The 17,568-nt window shown below is 63.5% G+C and carries 12 protein-coding genes, 1 tRNA gene and 1 pseudogene; all 14 read right to left on the bottom strand.

All coding sequences use genetic code 11. The features are described 5' to 3' along the window. Positions 1–409 precede the first annotated feature (409 nt). The gene (locus tag MET9862_RS02995) at positions 410–2,563 is read right to left on the bottom strand and encodes a DEAD/DEAH box helicase (protein WP_142581622.1); all 2,154 of its coding nucleotides are present in this window, start codon (positions 2,561–2,563) and stop codon (positions 410–412) included. After that, complete coding sequence (locus MET9862_RS03000) at positions 2,563–4,203, bottom strand: HamA C-terminal domain-containing protein (RefSeq protein WP_142581623.1); 1,641 nt, start codon at positions 4,201–4,203, stop codon at positions 2,563–2,565. The genes MET9862_RS02995 and MET9862_RS03000 overlap by 1 nt, the downstream gene beginning before the upstream one ends. A gap of 270 nt (positions 4,204–4,473) precedes the next feature. After that, positions 4,474–4,663 (bottom strand): annotated as a pseudogene (locus MET9862_RS03005) (DUF4113 domain-containing protein); the annotation flags it as partial. Between the two features lie 307 nt (positions 4,664–4,970). Next, positions 4,971–5,516, bottom strand: a complete 546-nt coding sequence (locus tag MET9862_RS03010) for a hypothetical protein (RefSeq protein ID WP_142581624.1) — start codon at positions 5,514–5,516, stop codon at positions 4,971–4,973. Positions 5,517–5,751: 235 nt separating this feature from the next. Continuing rightward, entirely contained in the window at positions 5,752–6,210 is a 459-nt protein-coding gene (locus MET9862_RS03020) for a LexA family protein (RefSeq protein ID WP_142581626.1), read from the bottom strand. A gap of 339 nt (positions 6,211–6,549) precedes the next feature. Continuing rightward, positions 6,550–8,280: a site-specific integrase gene (locus MET9862_RS03030; protein WP_142581628.1), complete on the bottom strand. Its 1,731-nt coding sequence runs from the start codon at positions 8,278–8,280 to the stop codon at positions 6,550–6,552. A gap of 81 nt (positions 8,281–8,361) precedes the next feature. Continuing rightward, positions 8,362–8,446, bottom strand: a tRNA-Leu gene (locus tag MET9862_RS03035). Between the two features lie 112 nt (positions 8,447–8,558). Beyond that, complete coding sequence (locus MET9862_RS03040; protein WP_142581629.1) at positions 8,559–9,878, bottom strand: nucleotide sugar dehydrogenase; 1,320 nt, start codon at positions 9,876–9,878, stop codon at positions 8,559–8,561. 6 nt (positions 9,879–9,884) lie between these two features. After that, positions 9,885–11,033, bottom strand: a complete 1,149-nt coding sequence (locus tag MET9862_RS03045; protein WP_142581630.1) for an ABC transporter permease — start codon at positions 11,031–11,033, stop codon at positions 9,885–9,887. Then, positions 11,030–12,046: an ABC transporter permease gene (locus tag MET9862_RS03050; protein ID WP_142581631.1), complete on the bottom strand. Its 1,017-nt coding sequence runs from the start codon at positions 12,044–12,046 to the stop codon at positions 11,030–11,032. The genes MET9862_RS03045 and MET9862_RS03050 overlap by 4 nt, the downstream gene beginning before the upstream one ends. Continuing rightward, positions 12,043–13,995 carry an ABC transporter substrate-binding protein gene (locus MET9862_RS03055; RefSeq protein ID WP_142581632.1) on the bottom strand — a complete coding sequence of 651 codons (1,953 nt, stop codon included), beginning with the start codon at positions 13,993–13,995 and terminating at the stop codon, positions 12,043–12,045. The genes MET9862_RS03050 and MET9862_RS03055 overlap by 4 nt, the downstream gene beginning before the upstream one ends. 119 nt (positions 13,996–14,114) lie before the next feature. After that, positions 14,115–14,975, bottom strand: coding sequence for a hypothetical protein (locus MET9862_RS03065; RefSeq protein WP_142581634.1), 861 nt, complete (start codon positions 14,973–14,975; stop codon positions 14,115–14,117). Continuing rightward, positions 14,975–16,804 carry an ABC transporter ATP-binding protein gene (locus tag MET9862_RS03070; RefSeq protein ID WP_142581635.1) on the bottom strand — a complete coding sequence of 610 codons (1,830 nt, stop codon included), beginning with the start codon at positions 16,802–16,804 and terminating at the stop codon, positions 14,975–14,977. The genes MET9862_RS03065 and MET9862_RS03070 overlap by 1 nt, the downstream gene beginning before the upstream one ends. Next, positions 16,801–17,568, bottom strand: a 768-nt coding sequence (locus MET9862_RS03075; protein WP_497756004.1) for a polysaccharide deacetylase family protein, incomplete at its 5' end; no start/stop codon positions are given. The genes MET9862_RS03075 and MET9862_RS03070, both read right to left, overlap by 4 nt.

Genomic DNA, 17,568 nt, shown 5'->3' on the forward strand with positions numbered 1-17,568 from the left:
TCACGTCCCAAGCCCCAAGGCCTGTGTGCGACAGGTGCATCTGCGACGAATTGAAGTTCAACTCCCACGCACACGCTGCGCAGATAACAGGCGCGCTCGGAACCACGCGCGATTTCAACCGCGCCCCTGGAACGTGCTCACGCTGCAAGAACGAACGGATCGTCATAGCTGCCAATTACGCTGCGAGCTGAATACCGTCTTATCATCACTTCTTGCAAATTTATCTGCTACCATCGCAAATTCGCTCGCCTTCAACTCGCACACACGCCTTTCGATATACCTCCCAATCATTCGGCCTGTCGTAAAATGCACTTCCGTCTCCGGATGAGGTCTCCAACCGTAGCGGCAAATCCAAAGCCGATGGCCGCAGTCATCACTAGCTCCATGGCCGCCCATTGATCAAAATTTATCATTCCAGATTGGGCCGCACGTTCGAGCGAAAATTATCCAATAGAGTCTTCTCAAATGGATGGAAATCCATTCCCGCCACGTCAGCGGTCAAAATCAGATTTATTGCGTCATCCAGTTTATTGACTACTCGGTCTTTGCGCATAAAACGTTTTGTTAGTTCTGGAGGAATTCCATATTCGTCCAATGCGAACAGACCAGAGTCGATAAACAGTCCTTCGACCGAGGCGGCGTACATCTCGTAATTTGCAGTTTTTCTTGAACCAAATTGACGCGATACATCTCGATGTATACTATCGAGTGCCATGATCTGCTTCGGCAGCTTGTATCCGATGTATTTTCGTAATAATTTCAATGTATCTTCGACCGACTCACTTACCGTCGTCCCTCCTCTTTTGAAAATAAGTCTTTCTTCTATGAATTCACGAAGGGTATTGACATACTTCAGCTTAGTTAGACAAGCAGCAAGCTGCTCTCCCGAATGGATCTGATGCCCCTTCAAGGTAGCCGATGCGCCAAAATACTCGAATATAACCCCACACAAAGCGTTGAGCTGCGGCCCTTCGGGCACGCCGGTCCAGGCTAATGTATTGCGTAGCTGAGAATTCGTCTTGATAAGGTTCGCTACTTCGTTTTGTATTTCAACCGGAATATGCCTATTCGCCTTTATGGTGTCCAAATTCAACGGACTAACATCTACAATCCCTTGAATTCGCTCACGTGAGATCGGAGCAAGGTCTTCCTCTGGGAGATCAAGCAGCAATGGGAGAGGCGTATGTTCGGTTTGTTCCTCGATAGGCAGATTAATGGCATGAATATCTTCCGCCGGGGGCTCCTCTAAAATGAAGACCTTACCGACGAAATGAGATCCCATCCTTCCGGCTCGCCCAGCAATGTTTTTGAATGTGAAGTAATTTATATTCGATGTCTTAACTCTGCGGTCGTAGATTACGACGTTCTTAGCAACAGTATTAACCCCTTCAATGATCGTCGATGTACATATCAATATTTTTACTGTGTTTTCTTCAAAAGATCGAATAATGAATTGCTGAATGGCCCTTGGTACATTTGCGTGATGTATGCCTATGCCATATTGGAGCGCTCGGATAACCGTCCATTCTTTCGGGAAGTGCCGGCTAAGCCAATCTACGGCGGGCGCCATTTCCTTCACGGGCTTGAATTTATTTGAGCCGATCAAGGCCTCTGCAACCTCGGCTGCTTTGGAAGGAGACTGACAGTAAACAAGAGTTGGATCTTCCAATGATGTGCAAAGATCTACGGCCTTGTTTAATCTTTCTTCTCCCTTTTTAGGAAGATTGAATTGCACAACGTCTACTGCAACAGTGGAGTATTGCGATGGAATGAAATAGTGATTGTAACGCTCCGCCAACCCCCGCACTTCATGAACATGCGGCCCAATCAAGTAGAAAACAGCTCCCTGCATTGCCAGTTTGTGGAAGCATAAATTCAGATCAATAGCTCGCTCGTCGTAAACATCCCTGAGATCAAGTTTATAAAACTCATCGATCACAAAGAAATCGACATCAGTTAGATCTTTACGAGCAAGAACTCGCTCCTGCGTGAGGACATAGAGCACAGGCTTTCCTTGCACCCGCTCTTGGCTTTGATGGGTGATAATCGTGTGGGTTTCGCCAAATTTTCTAATCAAACGACGCCGCGTCTCGTCTATCAAAGCGATTGTAGGGACCACTATAACTATTTTTTTGAATTTGCTCGACGCAATGATCGAGTCAACTATCATGCTTTTACCGACACTCGTTGTTGCGCTCAACACAACGTTGATACCAGACATAATCAGGTTATAGATTTTAAGCTGCAAGCTGTGAAAAACAGCCTCTCCTTCCACATTGGGTATTTTGTGCGCCTCATGTAGCGCAAAGTCTTCTAACGTTTTGCGACTCTCGGGGTTCAGATAAGGTAGTAATCCAGTCGTCTGAACGAGTGAGTCAAGAAGCGGAAGGATCTCGGCGGGAAGCCGATCGCGCACGTCCAGTGCACGAATTACCATTTCTCGCCCAAGATCATGCGTTGTCTTAGCGTTGACCAATGATGTAATTTCTCTAAAAATCCTAATGACGGCCGGCTTTTCAAATTTTGAGCCACCTAAGACAGATCTTAGCTCATCAGGACTCATTAGTTTCTCCTCAAAGACGCGCCGAAATTTGCTACCAGATGGGATACATCTTCTACTGGTATAAGGAAAATGTTGACTTGGAGCGTCTGCAGTTCCGGATTGAGCTGAGGCTTTATCTGTTCATATGATGCCGTAACTTCGGCAATCAAATCATCCACATAGTCATGCCGATATCCAGACGCAATTATATTGCTGTCATACGCAATCAAGAGAGGCAACCGAATAGCCTTCAAAAGATCTTGAAGCTTACCATATCGGTCAAAAATTCTCTCTAGGTTAGTAGCTCTCATGTGCTGAGGCTCTCGCAACTGAATGATAATGTCGCGCTCTTCTCTGAGATAATCGGTCAAAAGTGTTTTTTTCATTTCGCCAATTGCGGCAGAAACTATTGAATTATGATCATTAGCCAAGGTCAAATGCGCACGTGAAAGCCACAGTTCATCCCCGGCAGCGCTTTGCACTATATGAGCACTAGTCGGGACAGATGTAGCCCCACTGAAAGAAAACAGGCGGCATGCAATTGGCTCACTATCTAGATAATGTCTCATAATTGCATGCATCATCAGTTCAGCGAGCAATCGGGCATCGCTGATTTGCGCATGCCGCTCGCGCTCTCTTATCGATCGCTTGATCAAGGTCCTCGCTTCGATATGGCCGTAATTATCGGCCAGTACCCGCGCAGGCAATACTACCTCTGGTAACCAATTGAGAAGATAATCAATGAGTTCCTGGCTTCGCCATTTTCCGAAATCAAAGGCAACATCATAAGCATCTAGTTGTCGAAATGCGGACTGCTCTTCAATTCGATGCAAGGCCGTAAAAAATGCCTGGGTCGTGACTTGATATACCTTCACGGTGCCGCGATATGATCGTCTCATGTCCCCTAGCTGATCATTCCACCAGTCGTAGGCCTCTTTCCGCGTTATCGCCTTTGCGTCTGGATCGGTCGCAGCAATCGCGTCTGCGGCATCACCGACAGCGCATAAAAGGCGCGCATAGACGATCTGGGCGTGTGAGTGTGGCGTTAGAGCGCCATCTCGATCGGCTAGATCGAGGATCCGATTTATATTCTTATTCCTTAGACTATCTTCAGAGGCCTCCACCTGCCAGAGCATGTTTCTAGCCCAGTACTCAATATTGTTTTTTCCTTTAGACTTGAAACTCTTATAGACATTTTCAAATCTCTTCACCAGAGCATCGTATTCTTTCGCGATTGGACCCCGTTTCGCTCTATCGACTTTGAAAAGCTGCAACTCTGCTCTGACGTCACGGGTCGATACGAACCGAAAATGAGCAGTATCTCCAAATCGATCACATGCAAGTGATTTTTCAATCAAAGATGAGCCCGGCTTTCCGGCCCCTTTGATCTTTGTTCTCTCTTTCAGTTCAGATAACGACCATTTGAAGTCCGATTCTGTAGTCTTTACTTGTATATACTCGATTATGCTTATGCCGTCGATCTTCTTACGCGCGACAATATCGTCGGCTGTTTCACACTCTATCTGATGAATATCTGGACTATAGAGCATATCGAGAAATATCGCGGCTGCTACATGATCTTGATAGCGATATCCCCGTCGTCCGGCGACGCCTCCCGCACTAGATATGTTGAGCGAGTCGATCAGGCTTCTAGTAGGCATCCGCTACGCCTGTCCTGCTACCTGTCGGATTATCCTCATCCCATACCCCATTGCCGTTGTTATCGCTTCTGGATCCCTTTCATTCTTTTGCAGGCTGCATTCCATAGGCACAAGCGCTACCTGAGGTTTCAACAGCTTTGTGTGCAAATGTCGCTTCAGTGTTGCAACTAGGCTTCACATCTACCGCGCCATCGCCCGTCTCTGAGATTCGGTTTTCGACTGTATTCATGCCAATACTTGTATTAGATACGTGGCAGAATCTATCGGAACTCAAACGATGGCGAACGGCAACTCGCTTATCTGTGTAGTGTAGCGCGGCGTGCGAAATTCAAACTTCGTGCTCCACGGCCGCCGATCCGTCACACCGGCCCAGGCCGGCATCACGGTGCCGGGCCCTCAGCGCGCATTGCAAGGCGTCGATTGCCGCCATCAGCGGGCCCGCGCGCTCACGGTCCATCTGCCAGAAGCGCGGTTCAGGCTCCGGCTACCGCAGCCGCGTAAGCATCTCACGGTTTGCAGGGATCGGCTTTGGGCGCGCCCGACTTCGGAGAGTCGTCCTCACGGGGACGGGCGGGAGGTGAAGCCGGAACGACGAGTGTACAGCCTCCGGGCCAAGTCCGCTGTCGCATATAGGCTCGTCTCTCATCGGAACGCGATCATGTGGCGGTCATCGTGCTGACCACGGACAGTAGCCAAGAGCCCCGTGGACACGACTTATAATCAGAGATTTCAGCGGATGGTGGAATGATAAAAATCAGATAATCAGCCTAATCACCCCATACCGAGGCAACGAGATTTCTAACGTCCTGCGGCGTTATTGTCGGCAGCGAAATCACGCCTGCGCCAGTTCCATGACTGATGCCCAACGCACCAATGATGGCTGCCTTCCGATTTGAAGATGCTCCCTCAATCAACGCTCGAACAACAGTCGTTGAGCATTGATTTGCTACAATATTATAGATACTACCTTTCGCGGCTGAGACTTCTCCAGTCTTCATAAAATCAGTTCTATTCTTAAAATCGAGCAGGCAGTTGGGCTGTGTCCTGCTCCACCACTGTATGATTCGTTCCTCATTCAAATCTTCGATAGGCTTAGAAGCCCAATCAGGAGTTCCATCAGCTTTCTTGTCGCCGTTCATAAAATGCAATTTGGCCTCCGAATATAAACCCGACTTCAAATTGTGAGCTGCTGGCCAGAAACTTACATATATTGATCCGAAATTTCCGCTAATCGACAGTGCCGCATGACCCACCCCAACCCCTTCACCCGGTCGATACTTGAACATTTTCCACGCGAAAACTGTAACCGTCATCTCGCCCCCCTTCGGCAAGCAGAGAAATCACTCGATCAATCAAATCGAAGTATATTTCAAAAAAATGTCACTCGACAAGAACCTGGCCGATTCCGGGAGCCATCATCATTCGCGAGCACAACCAGTGGCAAACTCACGAGCTTCGGGTCGAACACCCGTTCGCAAGAGCAGTAGAATGAGTTCCCGTCGATAAGTGCCAAAGCGCGGCCGTTGCTGATCACCTCCCACGCGGTGCTCATGCGCGAGCCATAGCGCGGCGAGCCACATGCCAACGGATTGAGAAGGTCACTACGCCCCAGATCTGCGCTTCGGCGAACTCCTCGACCGCAAAGGCCGGTAGGTCCGGGTTGTCAAAGGCCAGCCTTGCGACGTTGCCCTCGATGACAAGGCGCTTGATCGACATCTGCCCGTCCACCGCAGCGACGACGATACTGCCGTGACCGGCCGTGATGCTGCGATCAACACAAGCGAAATCCCGGTCGAAGATGCCGGCTCCGCGCATGGACTCGCCCCGGATCTGCCACAGGAAGGTGGCCGGTAGGTTCGGCACCAGCCAGCGCGGCAGTTCAAGCGCGCTTTCCATGAAGTCGTCAGCTGGTGACGGGAAACCGGCGCACAGCGCTTGGCCCAGGATCGCGACACGGACGGTGGACGCTCCGTCCTGTGGCAACTCAGCGACCCGACTCAGGATCACGCGCGCTTATCCTGTGTGTAGGCGCCCCGTACGTACCCGCGGGAAATGAGCCGATCACGGCGCAGGGACCGCCGCTCCGCCTCAGCAAGATCGGCTAACGCATCCGAGACCGCTTGAATGAGTGCGGCTCGCGCATCACCGCCCGCTCGGCCTAGGTAGGCGGCAGCAATCCGCTCGGCTTCTGTCTGCGGGATATCGGCAGGTTGGTGCTGCATCCCGGAAGCCCCGCGGAAAGAGAACATTTGCGGAACAAATAGGATTGCGGGGACAGATACGACCAGGGGTGCCGCGGCAATTGGCACCCTTACCCTGCGCTGTGGATAACGGGGACAGCGAGGCCTAGGGCCTCGACCTCCTCTCCTCCGTTCGAGGTACGGGCTCGGCCGGCATCCCCCCGTCCGCATCGCGCAATATCGGAATCGGGATCGATGCAACTGCCTTGGCCAGTGTCTTCATATCGAAGTGCCGGTAGGTGCCGGCCTCCGTCTTTGGCGCATGCCCCTGGATCGCGTCAGCCACGGAATCGAGCATGCCGACCCGCACCGCGGCAGACTTGAAGGCATGCCGAAGCGCGTGGCTCGGCGGCTTCCTCGGGTTGTCGAAACCCTGCGTCCGGATCCAGTCCGCGAGGTGATTGCCGACCCCCTTGGACACGTGACGGGCCGAGCCCTTCCCACGGCTCCGACCGTAGAACAGAGGCCCCCTCCCCTTCCCATCGACGAAGCGCAGGAAGCCCGCCTCGATCACGGCCGGGTGCAATGGCACGATCCGCTCAGAGCCCTCCGTCTTGAAGGAGCCGCCGTCTTCGGCCGGGCGCAGTTCCATGCAGGGCACACCGTCGATCTCGCGGACCCGCTCTGCCCATAGCTGCGATACCTCGCCGACACGCGCACCGCTCGTTGCCAGGAGCAGGGGAATCCAGCGCCGGGCCGGGTGTTCCTCTCGCGCACAGAGTGCCAGAAGCCGGGCGATCTCCGCATCCTCGTACGGCAGCTTGCCGGTGCCTGCCCGCTTCTTGGCTGAGACTTTGACCCCCTCGGCGGGATTGGCGGTGATGAGCTTGTTGGCGAGCCCGTACCGGAAGAGCGCTCGGAGGCATGCCAAGTCGCTGTCGTTGATCGTCTTCGCGGTGCGACCGAGTGCGACGCGGCTATCCTTGAACCGGACGATGTCCTCTGCGGTGATCCTGGCCGCGTCCTCGTGTCCGCATGCCTTGGCAAGGTCCCGCACGATCCCGCGCCACGTGGTGACGGTGCTGCCTGCCGGCTTAGTCTCTTTCTGCCAACGGTCGAACAGGTCGGAGAGCGAGACCCCCGCTGCCCTGGTCTCGAATGCCGGGAAGCGCTGCGCCTTCGGATCGGGTGCGAAGTCCCCACCCGCGGCACGCTTGAGCGCCCAGCCCGCATCCAGAGCCGCACGCGCTATCTCACGGAGCAAGGCGAGCCGCTGAGCGTCCTCGACCTCGATGCCGTGCCGGGCCAGGACCCAATAGGCCAGCCTGCCGACGCGTTGCTCAAGAGCTCGCATGTCCTCCGTCACCGGGAGAGCGTTCACCCGGTCGGTAAGCTCGCCCTCAGCGCCGAACAGAAGCTCCGTGATCACCGCGTCATCCGACCGGCCACGCTCCGGGATCGCAGGCGCACCGGGGATTCGGCCTTCGAGTGCCGCCCGCGTCAAAGCCTTGAACTGCGCCCACTCGGTCTCGCTGCCCGGATTGTCCCCGTGCTCGGCCATCAGGAGCCGGTACGTCTCGCCGCTGAGGGCAACGATCTGACGCTGTGAGAGCACCGCAGGACCCCGCCGGATCGCGTCGCACAGGCCCGCCAGCGCGGCGACGACAGCATGTCGCCTGAGGTCGGCTGTCCGCGCGTCCCTGGTCCGGAGACTGCCCTTGCAGAACTCACCCAACTTGTAGCTGACGACGCATTCGGGCTCTGCCGCGCTCGCCGGCAACGTCACCGTGAGAACACGGCCACGCGCACGCTCGACCACGTCGGCGGGGATGCGGATCTTGACTTGATGGAGGCCCGAATCGTGTCGGACAGCATGCCGCTTCATCGTGAGAATCATTGGGGGCTGTGACCCGGCATTGTGACCCGGTCTGTGGCCGAAAACCCAATTCTATCAGAGACTCAGCGGGCTAGGAATATATGGTGCCCAGGAAAGGACTCGAACCTTCACCTCTTGCGAGACTGGTACCTGAAACCAGCGCGTCTACCAATTCCGCCACCTGGGCAACCGTCCGTTTCCGGCGGTGTGCGGATGCGTTTAGGGGGCGAGGAGGCGCTCGTCAATCGGGTTTTCGCGTCGCTTCGCGCGCGGCCGCGCTTTTCGCGGCGGAGCGCGTCTCAGCACTTCACTAAGTTGGGGCCATCCAATCCGGCGCGCGCGCAGGCGTTGCGGGTATCGGCCACCAGGGGAGCGTGGGCGAGGATGGCCGCGTAGTCGATGCCATCGTGGTCGGTGACGATGAGGGCAGCGTCGCATGCGCGCAGAGCCTCCGCCGTCAGCGCCACCGAACTGCGGCCGGCGAGCGCCCCATGGGCGCGGCTCGGGGGGATCTCGGGGACGTGCGGGTCGTGGTAGCGCACCGTTGCGCCGCGGGCTTCGAGGAGGGCGATCAGCTTCAGGGCCGGGCTCTCGCGCATGTCGTCGAGATTGCGCTTGTAGGCGATGCCGACCATCAGGATCGCCGCGCCCGAGAGCGTCCGGCCCCTGCGGTCGAGCGCCTGGGCGAGGCGCTCGACCACGTAGTGGGGCATGGCCCGGTTCACCTCGCCGGCAAGCTCGATGAAGCGCGTCGCCACGTCGAACTCGCGCGCCTTCCAGGTCAGGTAGAACGGGTCGATCGGGATGCAGTGGCCGCCGAGGCCCGGGCCCGGATGGAACGGCATATAGCCGAAGGGTTTGGTCGAAGCCGCCTCGATCACCTCCCAGACGTCGATCCCCATCGCGTCGTAGACCACCTTCAGCTCGTTCACGAGAGCGATGTTGACGGCGCGGAAGATGTTCTCGGTGAGCTTCACGGCCTCCGCCACCGCCGTCGAGGAGACGGGCACGGTGCGCGCGACGATCGCACCATAGAGCTGCTCGGCAAGGTCGCGGGCCTGCGCGCCGTCGCCGCCCACCACCTTCGGGACGGTGGAGAGGCTGTGCCGGTCGTTGCCCGGATCCTCACGTTCCGGCGAGAAGGCGAGGAAGAAGTCCTGTCCGCTCCGTAGGCCGCCAGCCTCGAGGATCGGCTTCAGCACCTCTTCCGTCGTGCCGGGCCAGGTGGTCGATTCGAGCACCACCAGCTGGCCGGGTCGGAGCGCCCGGACGATGTCGGCGGCCGTCTTACGGATGAAGGAGAGATCCGGCTCGCGCTGGGGCGTCAGCGGCGTCGGCACGCAGATCAGGATCGCATCCGGAAGGCTCAGCTCCGCCATGTCGGTGCTGGCGCGCAGGCGCCCGGTGGCGATCGCGGCGCGCAGGCCCTCCGTATCGAGATGGCTGATCACCGGCTCGCCCGCATTGATGCGCGCGACCCGCTGCGGGTTGATGTCGAATCCGATCACCGGGAAGCCGGCCCGCACGGCGGCCAGCGCCAGGGGCAGGCCGACATAGCCGAGGCCGATCACGCCGAGCGTGGCCGTGCGCGCGGTCAGGGCGTGGGCGAGGTCTTGCATGGGAGCTCAGTGATAGGGGTCGGCCGCGTCGCGCAGACCGTCGCCCAGGAAGTTAAAGGCCAGCACCGTGACCAGAACCGGCAGGACGGGCACGAGAAGCCATGGGTAGAGCTGGACGGCAGCGAGGTTCTGCGCCTCGTTCAGGAGCACGCCCCAGCTCGTCACCGGCGGGCGCAGGCCCAGCCCCAGGAAGGAGAGCGCCGTCTCGCCGAGGATCATGCCCGGGATCGACAGGGTCGCCGAGGCGATCAGGTGGCTCATGAAGTTCGGGATCAGGTGCCGCGCGATCACCCGGACCGGCGAGGCGCCCATCAGCTCGGCGGCGGCCACGAAATCCTCCTCGCGCAGCGCCAGCAGCTTGCCGCGCACCGCCCGCGCCAGGCCCGGCCAGTCGAGCAGGCCGAGGATCAGGGTGATGCCGAAGAAGATCCACAGCGGGCTCCAGTTCGGCGGCAGCGCCGCCGAGAGGGCGAGCCAGAGCGGCAGCTCCGGCAGCGCCCGCACCAGCTCGATCAGGCGCTGCACGGCGGCGTCGACCCATCCGCCGAAATAGCCCGCGAGCCCGCCGAACAGCAGGCCGAGGGCGAAGGAGATCGCGACGCCGACGAGGCCGATGACGAGGGAGATGCGCGCCCCGTAGATCATGCGCGAGAGGATGTCGCGGCCGAGGCGGTCGGTGCCGAGGAGGAAGAGCGTCCCGCCCTCGGGCGGGCAGACGAGGTGGCGGTCGCTCGCGATCAGCCCGAGCCAGGCATAGGCGTCGCCCCGGCACAGGAAGCGCAGGGGCTGCGGCCGCGTCCGGTCCGTCACGTAGTCGCGCCGGAAGGTCTCCAGGTCGAGGGCGGCCCGGTAGGGATAGGTGTAGGGCCCGACGAAGCGGCCCTGGTGGAACAGGTGCACCGCTTGCGGCGGCGCGTAGAGGAAGTCGCGGTTGCGCCGGGCCTGGCCGTAGGGCGCGAGCCACTCCACGAAGGGCACGGTGGCGTAGAGGGCGAGCAGGATCAGGCCGGCGGCGACCGCCATGCGGTGGCGCAGGAAGCGGCGCAGGAACAGGCGCCGGGCGGAGAGCGCCTCGCGGCTGCCCTCACGGGCCGCCTCCGGATCGAACGGGGCCGGATCGACGAAATGCGCGGGGTCCCGGATCCGGTCGCTCATCGGGCGCCCATCCGGATGCGCGGGTCGAGCCAGACCAGGACGAGGTCCGAGACCAGCATGCCGAACACCGTCAGCCCCGCCACGAACATCAGGATGAAGCCGGCCATGAACTGGTCCTGGCTACGCAGCGCCTCGAGCAGCAACGGCCCGACGGTGGGCAGGCTCATCACCAACGAGACCAGCACGGAGCCCGAGACGAGATGCGGCAGCAGGTTGCCGATATCGGCCACGAACGGGTTCAGCGACATTCGGAACGGGTATTTCAGCAGCGCGCGCGTCGGCGGCAGGCCCTTGGCGCGCGCCGTCACCGTGTAGGGCTTGGCGAGCTCGTCGAGGAGGTTCGCGCGCATGCGCCGGATCATCGCCGCGGTGCCCCCGAGGCCGATCACCAGGGTCGGCACGACGAGGTGCGAGAGCAGGGAGCGGATCTTCGCCCCGTCCCAGGGCTTGCCGGTGAACTGCGCGTCGTAGAGGCCGCCGATGGAGAGCCCGAACCAGCGGTTGGCGTAGAACAGCAGGATCAGCGCCAGAAGGAAGCCCGGGACCGCGAGTCCGACATAGCCCAGAACCGTCACCACCGCGTCGCCGAGGGAGTGCCGGTGCGTCGCCGAGTAGATCGCGATCGGGATCGCGACCACGTGGACGAAGACGAGGGCGGCGAGGTTGACGACGAGGGTCAGCCAGAGCGCGTCGCCCACCACCTCGGCCACGGGCCGGTCGTACTCGAAGGACCAGCCCCAATCGCCCTGGAGCAGGCCGGAGAACCCGGCCGGTCCCGGCATCAGGCCGACCCACATCAGGTATTGCTGCCAGACCGGCCGGTCGAGACCGTACTGGCGGATCAGCAGCTCGGCCTTGGCCACCGAGGCCGCCTCGCCGCCTGCCCGCAGCTCCATGATGCGGTTCGTCAGGAAGTCGCCGGGCGGCAGCTTGATCACGAAGAAGACGAGCGCGGAGATGAAGAGCAGCGTCAGCGCCATCGTGACGAGCCGGCGGAGGACGAGGCCGATCATCGCGCCTCCGCCCGGCGCTCGGCTTCGGAATCCCAGAAGAACTCGTCGAGGCGCTGCACGCCGATCATCGCGGTCGGGTCCCAGGAATAGAGCGCCCGGTCCGGCAGGTTGGCGAGGCGGTCGGCGCCCACGACGGGCTGCAGGGCGCCGGCCACGGTGCCGATCACCCACTGGTTCTCCGCATGGTTGCGCAGCATGGCGCGCCAGATCCCGGCCTGCCGCTCCGCGTCGCTCGTATCCCGCCATTGCCGGTCGAGGTCGATCAGGGCCTGCACGGCGGGCAGGTCGCAGGCCTCGCCGCTGGCGCCGCGGCTCTCGAGGTTCAGGCTCCAGCGCGGCCAGGAATAATGGTCGGGCTGGGCCGGGCTCAGCTCGGTCGGCGGCATGATCGCGGTGGGCACGGCGAGGTCGAGCCCCTGCGCGGCCACCATCACGGTCATGCCGCCGACCGAGCGGCGGCGCAGGTTCGTGCGCTCCTGCGGCTTCACCACGAGGCGCAGGCCCACCTCCCGCCAGAACTCGGTGATGAGCAGGAGGCCGTCGAGGATCAGGCTCGCCTCGCCGTCGCTCTCGACGACGATCTCGACGGGCCGCCCGTCCGGCATCAGCCGCATCCCCGAGCCGTCGCGCCTGTGGAGCCCGGCCGCGTCGAGGAGGCGATTCGCCTGGTCGGGATCGTAGGTGGCGTGGAGGGTCCGCAATTCGGGCGAGAAGAGCGGGCTCTCCGGCACGATCGTATCGTTGCCCTCGGTGCCCAGGCCGAAGAGCAGGGTGTTGTTGAGGGTGCGCCGGTCGATGGCGAAGGACAGGGCGTGCCGGTAACGCGGATCGCGGTTCAGCGCCCGCCAGCCCGGATCGAGAGTGGTCAGGTTCGGGTAGAGGGCGAGTTCGGAGCCGCGGGCGAGCGGCCAGAGATGGGTGCGGTAGCGGTGCGCCCGCTCGCCCTCGCGCAGGCTCGGGATGTCCGCCATCGAGAGGCCGCGGAACATCAGGTCGGCCTCGCCGGCATTGGTCTTGGCGACGAGAAGCCCCGTCGAGGCCACGTCCATGACGATGGACTCGAGATAGGGCAGCTGCGTGCCGGCCGTGTCGGCCCGGTGGTAATACGGGTTGCGCGCGAAGACGAAGCGGGTGGCCGGGGCCCGGGTGCGCGGCCGCCAGGGCTGCAGCGTCGGGCAGTCCGGGTTGTTCAGCTCGAAATTGTCGTCCATCCGGTTGTGCAGGGCGGCCCAGCCGCGCAGCTTTTGCCCCTTGGCGAGCGCCTCGGCCGCCTCGCGGCCGGCGTAGCGCGGATGGAAGGCTTTCAGGTAGTGGGCCGGCCGGTAGATCAGCGGATCGCGCGGGGCGGCGAGCGCGGGCAGGAAGCGCGGGTTCGGCCGCTCCCAGGCATAGATCACGGTGCGCGCGTCCGGAAAGCTCACAGCCGGAGGCTTGCCGTCGAGCATCAGGAAGTCGGGCGGGCCGCCGGGGCTCAGCTCGCGCTCGTTGGCGACATCCTCCCAGTAGTAGCGGAAATCCTCCGCGGTGAAGGGCGCGCCGTCCGACCAGAGATGGCCCGCGCGCAGGCGCAAGGTGAAGCGGCCGCCCTCGACCTCCACAGACTCCAGCACATCGGGCTTCAGGGCGAGTTCGGCATCGTAGCCGACGAGCCGGCAGTAGCTGCACACCGACAGGTAGCGCACGTCGCGCGCCTTCGCGATCAGCATGCGGACCACGCCGCCGGGCTGCCCGAGCCTCCGGCCTCTGGCCGCGAGATCGACCACCAGCGGCGTCTCGGGCAGGCGCAGCGGCTCGGCGCGGGCCGGGCGCGGAAGAAGCAGCGCGCCGAGGCCGGCGAGAAGGGCGCGGCGGGAGATGCCGCCCCTCCCTCCCCCCTCTGCGGGGGCGGGTGGCCCCTGCGTCAGCAGGGGTCGGGAGAGGGGTGCGACGGTGCAGGATAGGCGCGGCATCGACGCTACGCCAATGCCGGAAGCCGGGCTCCCCTCTTCCGACCCGCTGCGCGGGCCACCCGCCCCCGCAGAGGGAGGGAGAACGCGGCGGCCCTCCAGTTCGCGTTCGGACGCGCCGCTCATCCACCGCCCTCCGGATGGAGCTGAACGTAGGTGAGCCGCGCGGGCGAATAGCCGGTGGCCTGATGCAGGTCGTCGAAGGCGTGGGTGCGGGCGATCAGGCGGGCCGCCTTACGGGCGACGGGATCGATGCCCGGCTGCTCGAAGACCCGGCCGTTGCGCTGCCAGCGGATCGGCTCCGGATCGTCGCGCAGGGCGCCCAGCATGGCGATGGTCGGGTGCGCCGGGCCGCCATGGGCGTGGATGCGGTGCGCCGCCACGTCGTCGTCGAAGACGAGGCGGGTGAGGCCGCGGGCATGGGCCTCGACCACCCGCCGGCCCTGCGCGACGTGGTCGTCGAAGAAGGCCACGGTGCGGGCCGGGTCGAGGCCCGACCAGTCGGCCGTGGACCAGTCGCCGGTGCAGTAATGGGCCTGGGCGTCGCGGTATTGCAGGCGCGACAGGTCGGGATCGCGGCAGAACAGCTCGGCCTCGGGCCGGGCCTGCCGGATGATCCAGGTGGTGAGCCCGCGGAAGACGCCCGACTCGATCACGAAATCCGGCTCCAGCGCGCGCATCAGCACGAAGAGCTGGAGCGCGCCGTTGAAGCCGGAACCGCCGCGGCGCTGCCGCACCGGGGCCCGCGGGATCAGCTCCCAAAACTCCTCGACGAGGCCGCGCAGATCGTGCCGGCAGCTGATGCCGGCGGCGTCGATATCCTGCGCGAGCCGCGCTGCGGCGCTCCCCAGGAGCCGGTCGACCTCGCGGGGCGAGACCGGGCGGTGCGCCCAGTCGGGCGTCGCCGGCACGAGGTCGTAGCCCAGGCGGTCGAACAGGGGGCCGAGGACGCGGCGGCGCAGGCGCTCCATCAGCCGGGCCATCAGGCTACCCGCCTGTCGAGGGCCGCGCCGTGGCGGACGCGGTGGCCGGGGGCGATCTCGACCATGGCGCCGGCCTCGTCGGGGGCGAGGCGGAAGGGCGACGGCCAGCGGGCCGGATCCGACTGGTCCCCGGTCACCGCGGCGAAGTCGAGCGGGTGGTCGAGGCTCGGATCGGGCACGGCGGCCAGCAGGGCCCGCGTGTAGGGGTGGGCCGGCCCGCGGAACAGGGCGGCGCGAGGCGCCTCCTCGACGATGCGGCCGCGCGCCATCACGCTGATCGTGTCGGCCATGTAGTCGATCACCGCGAGGTTGTGGGAGACGATGAGGTAGCTGAGGCCGAGGGCCGCCTGCAGGTCCTTGAGCAGGTTCAGGATCTGCGCCTGGACAGAGACGTCGAGCGCCGAAACCGGCTCGTCGAGGACGAGGAGGCGGGGCTCCAGCGCCAGCGCCCGGGCGATTCCGATGCGCTGACGCTGGCCGCCGGAGAAGGCGTGGGGGAAGCGCGACAGGGCCTCGGCCTCGAGACCGACCATGGCCAGCAGCTCGCGGGCGCGGGCCCGCGCCTGCGCCCGCGGCAGGCCGTGGATCTCCATGGGCTCGCACAGGATCTGGCGCACGCTCATGCGCGGATCGAGGGAGGCGTAGGGGTCCTGGAAGACGAACTGCGCCTGTCCGCGATAGGCGAAGAGCTCGGCCGGCCCGAGGCGGTGCACGTCGCGGGGCCCCGCGCCCGCATCGAACCGGACACGGCCGGAATCGGGCGCGAGCGCCCGCATCACCATCTTCGAGACGGTGGTCTTGCCCGAGCCCGACTCGCCGACGAGGCCGAGGGTCTTGCCCGCGGGTAGCGTCAGGGACACGTCAGCGACCGCCCGCACGAGGCGCGGCGGGTCCCAGGCGCGCCCGGCGCGGAGCGTGAAGGTCTTCGACACGCCCTCGACGCGCAGGATCGGGCCGGCATCCGGCGCGCCTGAGCGGGCGGGCGGGATCGCGGCCCGCGCCGCGCGGATCGGGGTGAGCCGCTCGCCCTCCGCCATGTCGAAGCGCGGCACCGCGTGCAGCAGCGCCCGCAGATAGGCGTGGCCGGGGGCACGCATCACCACGTCGCGGGGGCCCGCCTCCACGAGGCGGCCGCGATAGAGCACCGCCACGTCGTGGGCCATGTTGGCGACCACGCCGAGATCGTGGGTGATGAGCAGGATGCCCATGCCGGTCTCCTCCTGGAGCCGGGCGAGCAGGGCCAGGATCTGGGCCTGGGTGGTCACGTCGAGGGCGGTGGTCGGCTCGTCGGCGACGAGGAGGGCCGGCCTCAGGATGATCGCCATCGCGATCATGGCGCGCTGGCGCAGGCCCCCCGAGAGCTCGAACGGGTAGGTGTCGAGCGCCCGCTCCGGATCCGGGAAGCCCACATGGGCGAGCGCCTCGCGGGTGCGGGCCCGCGCCTCCTTGCGCGAGGCCTCCGTGTGGACGCGCAGGGCCTCGCCGATCTGGTCGCCCACCGTGTGCAGCGGCGACAGGCAGGTCATCGGCTCTTGGAAGATCATGGCGACGCGCTGGCCGCGCAGGTCCCGCATCGCCGGGCCGTCCGCGGGAAGGCGCGCGATGTCCTGCCCCTCGAACAGGATCTGGCCGCCGGTGATCGCGGCGGCGCGCGGCAGGATGCGCAGGATCGCCTGCGCGGTCACCGACTTGCCGGAGCCGGATTCGCCGACGAGCGCCAGGGTCCGGCCCCGCGCCACGTCGAGGGAGAGGCCGTGCAGGGCCTCGAACGGGCCGGCCTCGGTGCGGAAGGCGACGCGGAGGTCGCGGATCGAGAGGAGCGGGCTCACGAAATCCTCGTCCCCGCACTCGACCACGCCGCGGCCGCCTCGTCCACCGGCCGAGCGGCAAAGAGGTCGCGCGGATCCGCGACATCCACGGCCGGGTGTCGCACGAGGAGAGGCAGGAGCGCCCCGAGGAAGCCCCACAGGGCCGCGTCGTGCGCGCGGTGATGGGTCAGGAGCCCGATCCCGCCCGCCGCGACCCGGCGCAGGAGATCCGCGACGAGGCGGGCCGGATCGACGAGGGAGCGGCTGCCGCGCCAGTCGACCGGGTCGAGATCGATGTCGTGGCGAACGAGGGGAGCGGGGCCCGTGCCGCCGCCCGCAGCCGACAGGCCGGCATAGCCGAGACCGGGCAAGGCGGTGGCGAGATCCGGCGCGATCCGGTTCCAGGGGGGCACGAAGACCGGCAGCACCTCCGGCAGGCGCGCGCGGGCGAGCCTCAGGGCCTCCGCCGCCTCGCCGCGCAGCACCTCCAGGGATCGGTGCGGGCCGAACTCCGCCCGCTTGGCGCCCATGGGCGCGTGGTTGGCATGGGCGAGGCCGTGCACGGCGGCGCGGACATGGCGCGCCCCGGCAAGGCGCCCGGCCAGCGAGGGCGCGATGGCGGCCGGGATCGCGGCGAGCAGGAGGGGCGTCCCCGGTGCGAGGTCGAGGAGGCGGTCGAGGGCGGGCTCGCCCGCGACGGCGTCGTCGTCACGCCACCAGAACCGGACGCGCCGGCCGGCTTCGCCCGCCGCGTCGAGGGCCGCGCGCAGCGGGTCGAGGCCCGG

It is taken from the genome of Methylobacterium symbioticum, from assembly GCF_902141845.1.
Classification (GTDB): Bacteria; Pseudomonadota; Alphaproteobacteria; order Rhizobiales; family Beijerinckiaceae; genus Methylobacterium; species Methylobacterium symbioticum.